The 12,025-nt window shown below is 70.7% G+C and carries 10 protein-coding genes; 2 read left to right on the top strand and 8 right to left on the bottom strand.

Annotation, left to right across the window (positions count from 1 at the left end; genetic code table 11):
- Window positions 1–5 precede the first annotated feature (5 nt).
- Window positions 6–1,976 carry an ATP-binding protein gene (locus CLV67_RS47355; RefSeq protein ID WP_106330554.1) on the bottom strand — a complete coding sequence of 657 codons (1,971 nt, stop codon included), beginning with the start codon at window positions 1,974–1,976 and terminating at the stop codon, window positions 6–8.
- A 98-nt stretch (window positions 1,977–2,074) separates the two neighbouring features.
- Here CLV67_RS47355 and CLV67_RS47350 point away from each other — a divergent pair, with 98 nt between their 5' ends.
- Window positions 2,075–2,479: an ATP-binding protein gene (locus CLV67_RS47350; RefSeq protein WP_106330553.1), complete on the top strand. Its 405-nt coding sequence runs from the start codon at window positions 2,075–2,077 to the stop codon at window positions 2,477–2,479.
- Here CLV67_RS47350 and CLV67_RS47345 read toward each other — a convergent pair.
- Together CLV67_RS47345 and CLV67_RS47340 are read right to left on the bottom strand one after the other, a co-directional pair.
- Window positions 2,447–4,051 carry a methyl-accepting chemotaxis protein gene (locus CLV67_RS47345; protein WP_106330552.1) on the bottom strand — a complete coding sequence of 535 codons (1,605 nt, stop codon included), beginning with the start codon at window positions 4,049–4,051 and terminating at the stop codon, window positions 2,447–2,449. The two genes, CLV67_RS47350 and CLV67_RS47345, sit on opposite strands and share 33 nt — an antisense overlap.
- Window positions 4,052–4,124: 73 nt before the next feature.
- Window positions 4,125–5,309: a GAF domain-containing sensor histidine kinase gene (locus CLV67_RS47340; RefSeq protein ID WP_106330551.1), complete on the bottom strand. Its 1,185-nt coding sequence runs from the start codon at window positions 5,307–5,309 to the stop codon at window positions 4,125–4,127.
- A 187-nt stretch (window positions 5,310–5,496) separates the two neighbouring features.
- Here CLV67_RS47340 and CLV67_RS47335 point away from each other — a divergent pair, with 187 nt between their 5' ends.
- Complete coding sequence (locus CLV67_RS47335) at window positions 5,497–6,663, top strand: response regulator (protein WP_106330550.1); 1,167 nt, start codon at window positions 5,497–5,499, stop codon at window positions 6,661–6,663.
- Window positions 6,664–6,671: 8 nt separating this feature from the next.
- Here the strand turns inward: CLV67_RS47335 and CLV67_RS47330 are convergent, their stop codons facing one another.
- Genes CLV67_RS47330 through CLV67_RS47310 form a run of 5 tightly spaced genes read right to left on the bottom strand, consistent with a single transcriptional unit; the run spans window position 6,672 to window position 11,931 of the window.
- Window positions 6,672–7,076, bottom strand: coding sequence for an Hpt domain-containing protein (locus CLV67_RS47330; RefSeq protein ID WP_106330549.1), 405 nt, complete (start codon window positions 7,074–7,076; stop codon window positions 6,672–6,674).
- 55 nt (window positions 7,077–7,131) lie between these two features.
- On the bottom strand, window positions 7,132–8,286 hold the full coding sequence (gene rhaI, locus CLV67_RS47325) for an L-rhamnose isomerase (protein WP_106330548.1): 1,155 nt from the start codon (window positions 8,284–8,286) through the stop codon (window positions 7,132–7,134).
- The gene (locus CLV67_RS47320) at window positions 8,283–9,350 is read right to left on the bottom strand and encodes an ABC transporter permease (protein WP_106330547.1); all 1,068 of its coding nucleotides are present in this window, start codon (window positions 9,348–9,350) and stop codon (window positions 8,283–8,285) included. Before CLV67_RS47320 ends, rhaI begins: the two co-directional genes overlap by 4 nt.
- On the bottom strand, window positions 9,347–10,342 hold the full coding sequence (locus CLV67_RS47315; RefSeq protein WP_106330546.1) for an ABC transporter permease: 996 nt from the start codon (window positions 10,340–10,342) through the stop codon (window positions 9,347–9,349). The genes CLV67_RS47320 and CLV67_RS47315 overlap by 4 nt, the downstream gene beginning before the upstream one ends.
- Window positions 10,339–11,931 (bottom strand): sugar ABC transporter ATP-binding protein, encoded by a 1,593-nt coding sequence (locus CLV67_RS47310; protein WP_106330545.1) that lies wholly within the window; start codon window positions 11,929–11,931, stop codon window positions 10,339–10,341. Before CLV67_RS47310 ends, CLV67_RS47315 begins: the two co-directional genes overlap by 4 nt.
- Window positions 11,932–12,025 lie beyond the last annotated feature (94 nt).

The raw sequence follows: 12,025 nt of genomic DNA, 5'->3' as shown, positions 1-12,025 counted from the left end.
TGTCCCTACTGGTGGTTCCCTCCCAGCGTCTCGTCCGGGCCGGCCGGCCGGGCAGGGCCGGAAGTCCCGGTCCGGCGGGGAAGCCGGACCGTGGCCACCGTGCCGCCGCCGTCGTTGCCGCTCAGCGTGATGGCACCGCGGTGCAGCTCGACGATGGTGCGGCTGAGTGCCAGGCCGAGCCCGGCGCCGGGGATGCCGCTGTGCCGGGCGTTGGTGGCGCGGTAGAGGCGGGCGAAGAGCCGGTCGCGCTCGGCGGCCGGGATGCCGATGCCGGAGTCGCTGACGGTCAGGACCGCGGCGTCCTCGTCGGCGGTCAGGGTCACGTGCACGGTCGCGCCGTCAGGGCTGTACTTGACCGCGTTGCCGATCAGGTTCTCGGCGACCTGCCGCAGCCGGGCGCGGTCGCCCGGGACGATCAGGCGGTCCGGTAGGTCGGTGCGGATCGCGGTGCCCGGCAGCGCCTCGGTGACGACCGCGGCCAGGTCGACGTCGCCGACCGTGAGCTGGGCGTGGCCGGCCTCCAGCGCGGACAGGTCGAGCAGCCGTTCGACCAGCGACCGCAGCCGGGCGTTGTTGCGCTCGATCACCCCGAGCAGTTCCCGGACCTCGCCGACGGTGGTGTCGTCGGCCTCCTCGGCGATCAGGTCGGTGTACGTGCCGATCGAGGTGAGCGGGGTGCGCAGCTCGTGGCCGACCAGCGCGATGTACTCGCCGATGCTGGCGGCCAGCTGGTGGGCGAGCTCCTCGGCCCGGCGGCGCTCCAGGTAGCCGCCGATGTGCCCGGCGATGCCGCTGAGCAGCACGGTCAGGGCCGGGTCGGGTTCCTGGTGCTCGACGGTCAGGACGCTGAGCACGCCGATCACATCGTCCGCGCTGCGCACCGGCACGGCCACGGCGGCCCGGTAGTGCTCAGCCTCGATCATCACCGGCACGTCCGGCGCCCGCAGGTCCGGCACCCAGATCGGCTCACCGTTGTCCCAGCAGGTCCCGGCCAGCCCTTCCCCACGATCAAGAACAGGAGGCAGCTGTACGACCGGAGCGCCCTCGGCCACGTGGGTGGCGGCCGGCCGTAGCCGCTGGGTGACCGGGTCCACCAGCCACAGCCGCAGGTACGGCCACCCCAGCTCGGCCGAGATCGCGCGCAGCACCTCGGTGCCGGCCCGGTCGGCGTCCGGCGCGTGCACCAGCGCCTTGAGCACCTCCGTCTTGCACCGCTCGTACTGGTGCTGATGGTGCTCGGCCGTGACGTCGTGCACGGCGGCGACCGCGCCGAGGATGTTGCCGCCCGCGTCGCGGACCGGCCGGGCGTTGATCGCGAACCAGCGGCGCCGGCCCTGCCGGTCGTGGGCGAGCACCCCGTCGTGCCGGATCTCCTCGCCGCCGAGGGCACGGTAGAGCGCCACCTCGTCGGGAGGGAGCGGGCTGCCGTCGTGGCGGCGCAGCCCGAACCGCTCGGCCCAGTCGCGGGCCGGCACGCCGAGGCTCTCGTCGCCGAAGAAGTCACGGACCGCCTGGTTGATCACGACGAGCCGGCCGTCGAGGTCGCAGGCCACCACGCCGGCGTCCAGGCTGCGCAGCAGCGCCTCGGTGAAGGCCGGGTCGTGCCGGGGCGGCGGCGACTCCAGGCAGGTCCGCAGCGTCTCGCTGAGCTCCTTGACGCTGAACGGCTTGGGCACCACGGCGTCGGCCTCGGCCGAGGCCAGGGTGGTGTCGCCGGGCGGCAGGTATGCGGTGATCAGCACGACCGGCACGGTGGCGGTGGCCGGGTGCTCGCGCAGCGCCCGGCACATCCGGATGCCGTCGAGATGGGGCATGTCCACGTCGGCGACGACGAGGTCGGGAGGCTCGGCCACCGCGGCGGCCAGGCCCTCGCGGCCGTCGTCGGCGAGCATGGGCCGGTGACCGAGCCTGCGGACCACCTCGGCGATCACCGCCTGATGTTCCGGGTTGTCCTCAACCACCAGCACCGAAGCCATGCTTGTAACCCTAAATCATATTAAAAGCCGCAGAGGTTTCGTCGGTGGCGGAGGCCGGGTACTGTGCGTCGGCACGCAGGCGAATCTCGGGGTTTTGCATGAGTGAGCTCACCGCCCACCTGGACGTTCCACTGGACCGTAGCGCCCCCGCTGCCGCCCGCCGGGCCGTCGCCGCGGTGCTGGAGGGCTGGGGCTTCCACGATGCCGACTGGCTCGACGCGGCTGCCGTCGTCGTCAGCGAACTGGTCACCAACGCCGTCCGGCACGGCGGTGGCTGCGTCTCCCTGCAGCTGGAGGCACACGGCGGCCGGGTGATCGTGTCGGTCGCCGACGGCTCGTCGGTGGTGCCCCGGCGTCGTGACCCGGACGGGGTCGGCGGCCGGGGGATGGCCCTGATCGAGGCGCTGTCGGCCGGCTGGACCGTGGAGAACTACCAGGGCGGCAAGCGCGTACGCGTCGAGCTGCCCCACCTAGATCGAGAATCGCCCCGCGGCTGCCCGTAACCCGTCGGCCAGCGACTGCACGTCCTCGGCGGTCCGGGCCACCTCGCCGACCGCCTGCCTGCTCGACGCGGTGCCGTGCGCGACGCTGGCGATGCTGCTCGCGATGTCCGTGACACCGCTGGCGGCCTCGCTCACCCCGCGGTTCATCTCGGCCGTGGTGGCGCTCTGCTCCTCGACCGCCGACGCGATGGTGGTCTGGAAGTCGCTGATCTGCTCGATGATCCGGCTGATCTCGTCGATCGCGGTGACCGCCTGACCGGTGTCGCTCTGGATCACGGCGATCTGCTGGGAGATCTTCTCGGTGGCCCGCGCGGTCTCCTGGGCCAGGTCCTTGACCTCGCTGGCCACCACGGCGAACCCCTTGCCGGACTCGCCGGCGCGGGCCGCCTCGATCGTCGCGTTCAGCGCCAGCAGGTTGGTCTGCGACGCGATCGCGGTGATCGTCTCGATCACGTCGCCGATCTGCGCGGACGACTCGCCCAGGCGGTTGATCGTCTCGCTGGTGGCCCGGGCCGCGGCGACCGCGTCGGTGGCCACCTGGGCGGCGTCGGCGGCGTTGCGGGAGATCTCGGTGATGGCCGAGCCCATCTCCTCGGTTCCGGCCGCGACGGTGTGCACGTTGCCGGAGACCCCGTTCGCGGCGGCCGCGGCCAGGCCGGCCTGCTGGTCCGCCTCGGCGATGGCGCCGTCGATCTCCCGGCTGACCCGGCGCATGGTGTCCGAGGCGTCGGTGAGCCGGCCACCGTTCTCGACGATCTCGGCGACCGTGGCCTTCACCCCGGCGACGGCCTCGTCCACGGCACGGGACATCACGGCGACCTCGTCGGTGCCGGTGACGTCCGGGCGCACGGTCAGGTCGCCCCGGGCCATGCCGCGCAGCACCTCGACCAATCGGCTGACCGGGCCGGTGACGCTGCGGGTCACGGCAACCGTGCAGACGGCGGCGGCGACGACCGCCAGGACGAAGACGACGATCATGACGGTACGCAGGTACGCGGCCTCGTCCTGAGCGTCCTGGGCCGCTTTGCTCGCGCGGGCGACGACCGAGGCCACCAGCTTGCTGGTCGTCTCGCTGATCTCGAAGTAGACGGGGTAGCTGCCCTCGAGCAGCAGCTTGTCGCCGTCGTCGAGGCGGCCGGCCGCGTACAGGGCGACCATCTGCTCGTCGGTCGCCTTGAACCGGTCCCACATGTCGCCCAGCTTGCCGAACTCGGCCCGCTCGGCGTCGGTCATGGCCCCCGTGTCGGTGTCGGCGAGGAGCTTCTCCAGCAGGCCGATGTCGTTCTGCAGGCCCTTGCGGTTCTCGTTGTCCGGACCGACGGCGTCGGCCGGCTTCATCCGGCGGGTGTCCCACACGTAGGCGATCTGCCAGCCGGAGATGTCGCCGTTGAAGAACTTCTGCTCGTCCACCTGGTGTTGCAGCCGCTGCAAACGCTCCAGCCGCGCGGCCGTGGCCGACTGGCTGTTCAGCCCCCAGACGCCGATGCCGACGGCCACGCCGAGCAGGACCAGCACGATCAGGAAGGCGCCGCCGAGGCGCCCGGCCAGTCGCATCCGCCGCAGAATCGCCATCGAGTGCCCCCGCTCGCCTCCGGCTCCCGTCCCTCCCATCGGCAGGGGCGACCCGGTGCTGAGCGGTGGATGATCACTTCGGGACGGTCATCCTCGCGACGGTTCCGCGGCCCGGCCCGGCGGACCGGACGGTGAGCATGCCCTCGTGCGCCCGCATGATCCGGTCCGCGATGCTCAGGCCCAGCCCGACTCCGGGAACGGCCTGGTCACGGGCGTACTGGCCGCGATAGAACCGCTCGATGACGTGCGGCAGCTCATCGGCCGGGATGCCCGCTCCGGTGTCGGCGACCTCGAGGGCGCTCGCGGTCACCCGGATGGTCACGGTCTGCCCGGCGCCACTGAAGATCACGGCATTGCGTACGAGATGCTCCGCCGCCTGACTGAGCCGGGTGAGGTCGCCCGGCACCGAGAAAGGGCCGGGGCCCGCCTCGATCACGATCGGCACCTCGCGCTGCGCCGCCTGGGCGCGGCAGGACGCCATCGCCGCCTCGGCCACCGCGATCAGGTCGGTACTGGCCCGTAGCAACGGCAGAGGCGCGCCCGACGGGCGGGTGCCGGCCAGCAGGTGGTCCACCATCCGTACCAGGCGTTCGCCGTTGCGCTGGATCGGTTCGATCATCCCGCGGTACGGCGCCAGCTCCTCGTTGTCGACCAGCAGCTCCAGATAGCCCTGGATGGTGGTGACCGGGGTCCGCAACTCGTGCGACACGGTCGCGACGAAGTCCTCCTCGCGGCTGATCGCCCGGGACAGTTCGTCACCCACCTCGGCCAGCAGCTGCCGGTTGCGCAGCGCAGCCAGGTGACCGGCGGCCTGCCCGGCCATGGTCCGCAGCAGGTCCAGCTGCCGGTCGCCGGCCGTGCCCGGCTTGTCGTCGAGGACGCACATGCCGCCGATGGTGTGGCCGTCCTCGTCGATCAGCGGCACCCCGGCGAAGAACCGGATGTTGGGGGAGCCCAGCACACTGGCCCAGCCGCGGTACCGCGGCTCGGCGAGGGCGTCCTCGATCACCAGCGGCTCGCGGGAGTCGACCACCGGCCCGGCGAAGGACGTGGCCCGCGGCCCGCCGTGACCGGGAACGCCGGTCTTGCCGGCGAACCACTCCCGGTCGGCGTCGATCAGTGTCACCGTGGACATCGGCGTGCCGAAGACCGCCCCGGCCAGCCGGGTCAGCTCGTCGAGCACCACCGGGCGCGGGGCGTCGAGCAGGTGATAGCTGTGCACCGCCGCGAGGCGGGCGTCTTCCCCTACTGCGCTCACAATTGCATCCGTTTCCCTCAGACGAGGCGGGTTCTCCGCCGCGCCTGAAGCATTTCGGCTGGTCGGAGCCCCGGTCTGAGAACTTGGCCGCCGGAGAAATCGCCGTCCGCCCAACCCTCAGCCACCGACCCGGCGCGGCGATAGGGAGCCACGTAACCCCGAAGGCCGGTCAGGCGAAGGAGAGCACATGCGGACCGAGCTGTACCGGTCGGGCGATGCCGACACCCGTAATGCAGGCAAGCCTATTCTGCTGCTCGTCGACGACGACGAGAGCACCATCGCCACACTCTCCCTCCAGCTGGGAAGGGATCACCGGCTTCTGGTCGCCGGCGACGGTGAGGAGGCGCTGCGCCTGCTGGCCGCGAACGGCCCGGTCGCCGCGGTCATCACCGACATGATGATGCCCGGCATGAACGGTGTCGAGCTGCTGGGCCGTATCCAGGCGGAATACCCGGAGGTGATGCGGATCCTGCACACCGCCCACGGTGACATGAACACCGCCATCGCGGCGATCAACTCCGGTGGCGTCTACCGCTTCCTGCCGAAGCCCGCGCGACGCGACGACATCATGCAGACCGTCAAGCAGGCCGTCACCAAGCACGAACACTCGATGGCCGAGCGCACCAAGCTCGACACCACCCTCAAGACCAGTGTCCAGGCCATCTTCGGGCTCCTGGAGCTGTCCAGCCCGCAGGGGTTCGCCCGCGCCGGCCGGATCCGCTCCCTGGTCGCCGAGCTCGTCCACGTGCTCGAGCTGGACGGGCTGTGGGAGATCGAGGTCGCGGCGATGGCGTCGCAGGTCGGTGCGGTCACCGTGCCGGCCGAGGTGATGCGCAGGCTCTGCGAGGGCGACCACCTGTCGCCCGAGGAGCAGGCCCAGGTCAACGCGATGCCGAGCATGGTGCTGCCGTTGATCAAGGACATCCCGATGCTCGAGGACGTGGTGGCCACCATCCGCGGCCTGGCCGGTCAGGCACCGCCGGCGGGCGGCTGGTCGCCGCTGGCCGAGGGCGCGATCAGCGTGGTCCGGACGGCGATCGAGTACGTGACCGCCGAGTCCCGTACCCACCAGCCGTCGACCGCGATCACCGCCATCACCCGGGCCGGGACCTGCGCGCCGCACGTGCTCGCCGCCCTGCGCAAGCTCAAGGGCCTCGAGACCGCCTCGACCGCCACACAGGCGTATGCCCTGGCCGACCTGCAGGTCGGGATGCGTCTGGCCGAGGATGTCAGGGCGCAGAACGGCGTGGTCCTGATCGGCAGCGGCACGGTCGTGACCGACGTGATGCTCGACCGGCTGAACAACTTCTCGCGCATGGTGGGTCTGGTCGAACCGGTGCTGACCGCGGCCTGAGCCACCGGTCATCCGGCGATTCGCTCGTACTCGCCGGTGAGCAGGTGCACGGCCCGCAGCGCGCCGTCGATCTCGGCGCGCAGCCGGTCACCGGTCGGACCGGGAGCGGTGACGCTGCCGGTCCGGGCCTGGTCCTCGACCTGCCCGCACAGGGCGGCCAGGGTTCCGGCGCCGATGTTCGCGGCCGAACCCTTCAGGCTGTGCGCGTGGTCGCGCACCCGGACGGCGTCGCCCTCGTGCAGCAGGCGCACCAGGTCGTCCGCCGCGAGAGGGGCCTTCGCGGCGAACGAACGCAGCAACCGGAGAATCAGGGCCAGTTCGGCCGGCGACGGCCTGGCCTCGACGAGATCGGCGAGACGGGCCCGGACGCCGGCCACCCTGGCCAGGTCCTCCGATGCGGTGGCGGTCCCCATCCGCTCATGGTGCGCCCGCCGGGGCACGCCATGAGCGGATTCCGCCGAAACGGCGTCAGGCCCCCCAGCTCGCCTGTGTCCCGCCGACGCGTTCGGTGGCGGCCGTCTGGGCGTACCCCGAGTCCTGGAAAGCCTTGACCGGATCGCGCGGCAGCCCCCGTGCCTCCCGCCGGTCCGCGAGAGCGCCCCGCACGTCGGTCTCGTAGGCGTCCATCAGCACCCGGTGCGCGCCCAGCACGTCACCCTCGCGCTGCGCGGCGGCCAGCGCCGCCTTGTCCACCTGCAGCGCCTTGGCCAGCGCCTGCTCGACGTTGAGCACCGAGACGATCTGGCCCGGGATCTTCTCCTCGATGTTGTGGCACTGGTCGAGCATGAAGTTGACACCCGACTCGGGCCGGTGCGCGTCCGCCGCCACGATCTCCGACATGATCCGGAACAGCTGGAACGGGTCGGCCGAGCCCACGATCAGGTCGTCGTCGGCGTAGTAGCGCGAGTTGAAGTCGAACGCGCCCAGCCGGCCCTGCCGGATCAGCTGCATCACGATGAACTCGATGTTGGTGCCCGGCGCGTGGTGGCCGGTGTCCAGCACGACGGTCGCCCGCTCACCCAGCGCCAGGCAGTGCAGCAGCGAGGTGCCCCAGTCCGGGATGTCGGTGGAGTAGAAGTACGGCTCGAAGAACTTGTACTCCAGCAGAATCCGGTGGTCGTCGTCGGAGGCGTCGTAGATCTCCCGCAGCGCCTCGGCCAGCCGGTCCTGACGGCCGCGCAGTGAGTCCTGGCCGGCGTAGTTCAGGCCGTCCGGCAGCCAGATCTTCAGATCCGTCGAGCCGGTCTGGCGCATCACGTCCAGGCACTGCTTGTGGTGGTCGATCGCCTTGCGGCGGATCGCCGGATCCGGGTTGCACAGGGAGCCCAGCCGGTAGTCGTCGTCCTGGAAGACGTTCGAGTTGATCGCGCCGATCTTCACGCCCAGCTTGTCGGCGTGTGCCTTCAGGTCGCTCCAGTCGTCGACCAGGTCCCACGGGATGTGCAGCGAAACCCGGTTGGCGAGCCCGGTGAGACGATTCACCTGTGCCGCGTCCGCCAGCTTCTCGTACGGGTTGCGTGGCCCACCGGGACGGGTGAAGACCTTGAACCGGGTGCCCGAGTTCCCGTACGCCCAGCTCGGGACCTCGATCGTGAAGCCGTCGAGGCCATCCAGGTCAATCATTGAGATCCTCCGTACTTGCGGTTGGTGAGCCCGTTCAACAGAGCGGCGAACACCAGCACCGCGCCGAGGGCGAGGAGCTGGTACTGCGAGCCCTCGTTACCGACGAAGGCGAGCAGGATGCCGGCGTTGAGCCAGACGATGAGCAGCGTGGCGAGCACGACCCCGGACACCCGGCCGATGCCGCCGGTGATCGCCACCCCGCCGAGGACGGCGATGGTGATCGCGGGCAGGGCCATGCCGTTGCCGGAGACACCGGCGTCCGGGCGGGCCGAGGCGAACTGTCCCACGGTCACCACGGCCACCAGGCCGGAGATGAGACCCGCGTAGACGTACGCCTTGAAGCGCGTGTCCCGGACCGGCAGCCCGGCCCAGCGACCGGCGACGTCATTGGTGCCGATCGCGTAGAGGCGCCGCCCGTAGGAGGTGCGGGCCAGCAGCAGCCAGACCGCCACCGCGGTGGGCAGCAGGAAGGTGAAGATCCCGAGCGGCACGTCGGGCACGTACTGGCCGAACAGCGGCAGCTCCACCGACTTGCTCAGGGAGAACAGCTCCTGGATCGGCTCGGTGCTGATCGGCTCCTGGTTGTTGATCACGATCGCCAGCGATTTGTACGCGTAGAACGTCGCCAGGGTCGCGATCAGAGCCGGGAAGCCGATGTACGAGACGAGGAACCCGTTGACGGCGCCGAGCAGAGCGCCGAACCCGGCGGTGGCCAGGATCGCCAGCCACAGCGGCCAGCCCCATTCGCCGTACGCGAAACCGAATCCCATTCCGGCCAGGCTCACGATCGCGCCGACGCTCAGGTCGATGCCACCGCGTCCGGACAGGATCACCAGCAGCTCCGCGAGCCCGAGCATCGCCAGCGGGATCGCGTTGATCAGGCTCGCCGACATGTAGTCGAAGTCGTACGGCGCGGTCAGGTAACCACCGGCGTCGTTGATGAAGAACGTGACGACGACGATGACGATCAGTACCGCGAGCAGGGCGATCCGTTGCGTGAGCAGGACCCTGAGAAGTTTCGCGGCCGTGCTCTCGGCCGGGGCGTTCACGGTGGCCGCGGTCATCGGTTCCTCCTGGCGCGGGCACGCAGCAGGTCGGCGCCGACCGCCACGATGATGAAGATGCCGACGAACAGGTCGGACAGCTGCGATCGCCAGCCGAGCTGGGTCACCCCGGACGCGACGGACTGCACCAGCAGCGCGCCGAGCAGGGTGCCGAGCACCGAACCGCGGCCGCCCATGATGCTCGTGCCGCCGATGACGACCGCCGCGATCACCGCCAGCTCCTTGCCGGAACCGACCGACTGATCCAGCGTCGACGTGCCCTGCGCGATCACGAAGCAGGACGCCAGGCCGACCAGCAGACCGGTCAGCACGTAGGCCAGCAGCACCCGGCGCTGCACCCGGACACCGGCCAGCCGGGCCGCCTGCGGATCGCCGCCGATCGCGAAGAAGTGCCGGCCGCCCGCGGTGTGCCGCAGGTACCACCAGGCCGCTGCCGTGATCAGCAGGGTGATCAGGAACGCGTGCGGTACGCCCAGCGTGCGGCCGTCCGGGCCGCGGCCGAAGAACGCCAGCGTGCCCGGGATGCCATTGACCGTCCCGGAGCCGAAGATCTGCAGGCCGAGGAACATGAACAGGTTCGCCGTACCGAAGGTGATGATGATCGCGTGCACCCGGCCGTACGCGATGAGCACGCCGTTGACCAGGCCGAGCAGACCACCGGCCGCGACCGACAGCAGCACCGCGACGCCGAGGCTCACCTCGGAGCCGACCAGCGCCTTCGCGGTCAGCACCGAACACACCATGATCGCGCCGCCGACCGAGACGTCGATGCCGCCCGTGATGATCACGATCGTCATCGCGACGCCGACCAGCGCGACCGGGGCCGTGGCCACCAGCAGCGGCTGGATCGAGCCGGCCGTCAGGAATGCGGGCGTGCTGACCGCGAGCGCGGCCCAGAGCAGCACCAGCACGCCGACCAGCACGAACTCCTGTCCGGTGACCGGCGAGGGAAGGACCCGCTTCTTGATCTTCGCTTCCGCCACCGCGGTCATTCGCTGCCTCCCGCGGCCGCTGCTTTCGTCGTGCCGGCGGGTTCGCTGCCTCCCGCGGCCGCTGCTTTCGTCGTGCCGCCGGCGGGTTCGCTGCCTCCCGCGGCCGCTGCCAGCAGGTCCACCTGGCTGGCGTCGGGGCCGAACTCCACGGTCGTCGTGCCGCCGCGCACCACCTGGATGCGGTCGGCGATGCGCAGGGCCTCCGGCAGGTCCGAGGTGACCACCAGCACCGCGGTGCCCTCCTCGGCGAGCTCGGTGATCAACCGGTGGATCTCCTCCTTGGCGCCGACGTCGACACCCTGCGTCGGTTCGGCCAGCACCAGTACCTTCGGCCGCTCCACGAGCTGCCGGGCCAGCACCACCTTCTGCGCGTTGCCGCCGGACATCGCGCTGATCGGCTGACGCTCGTGCGGCGTCTTCACCGCGAGCCGTTCGATCAGCTTCAGCGCCACGGCCTTCTCCCGCGCCCGGTCCACCCAGACCCCGAACTTCGACAGCAGCCCGAGATGACCGGCCGAGATGTTGAACGCGATCGACTGGAAGCCGAACATTCCCTCGACCTTGCGGTTGGCAGGCAGGAGCGCGATGCCGAGCCGCTGGGCGTGCTCGGGACTCTTGATGTCGACCCGGCTCGCGTTGACGAGCAGTTGTCCGTCCGTGCTGCGGTCGATGCCGTACACACAGGCCGCGATCTCGGAGACACCGGAGCCGACCAGGCCGTACAGCACCACGATCTCGCCGGCCTTCACGCTCACGTCGACGTCGCGGAACTTCCCGGCACGACTCAGGCCGCGCAGCTCCAGCACCGCCGGTCCCTCCGGGACCTCCCGATGGGGCCGGGCGTCGGAGAGCTCCTCGCCGACCATCAGGTGGGCGATCTGCCGCACGCTCAAATCCTTGATGGGGTACGTGCCGATCGTGCGGCCGTCGCGCATCACGGTCACCTCGTCGGCGATCCGGAACAGCTCGTCGAGCCGGTGCGAGATGTAGATGACCGCGACCCCGGCCGCCGTCAGCCGCCGGACCACGTCGAAGAGCACCTCGATCTCGGCGTCGGTCAGGATCGCCGACGGCTCGTCGAGGATCAGCACCTTCGCGTCCGAGGCCAGCGCCTTCGCGATCGACACCTGCTGCTGCTCGGCCACCGACAGGGTGCCGACCTCGGCGGTCGCGTACCGCTCCGGCAGGCCGAGCAGGGTCAGCAGCTCGACCACCTTGGCGTTCTGAGCCGTCCAGTCGACCCGTCCGGTCTTCTTGAGCTCGCGCCCGAGGAAGATGTTCTCGGCCACGGTCAGCTCCGGGAAGAGCTGCGGCTCCTGATAGACGGTGGCGATCCCGAGCGCGATCGCGGCGGTCGTCGAGCCGAGTTTGACCTGCTCACCCTCGAACTCGATCTCGCCGGTGTCGGCGGTCTCGGCCCCCGCCACGATTTTGATCATCGTGGACTTGCCCGCGCCGTTCTCACCGACCAGGGCGTGGACCCTGCCCGCGGTCACGGTGAAGTCCGCGTGCTGAATGGCCCGGACCGCGCCGAACCGCTTGCTGATAGCGGTCAGGCGCAGCCGGGGCGTCTCGTTCGTGTCGGTCATCAGTAGTTGAACTGGTCGACGTTCTGGTCGGTGATCGCGAGCGCCGGGCCGAGCAGGAGCATCTTGTCGGCCTCGGTGTACGCGACCGCGGACA

Origin of the sequence: Actinoplanes italicus (genome assembly GCF_003001815.1) — a bacterium.
In the GTDB taxonomy this organism is placed as follows: Bacteria; Actinomycetota; Actinomycetes; order Mycobacteriales; family Micromonosporaceae; genus Actinoplanes; species Actinoplanes italicus.
This window is presented reverse-complemented; position numbering and strand designations above follow the sequence as displayed.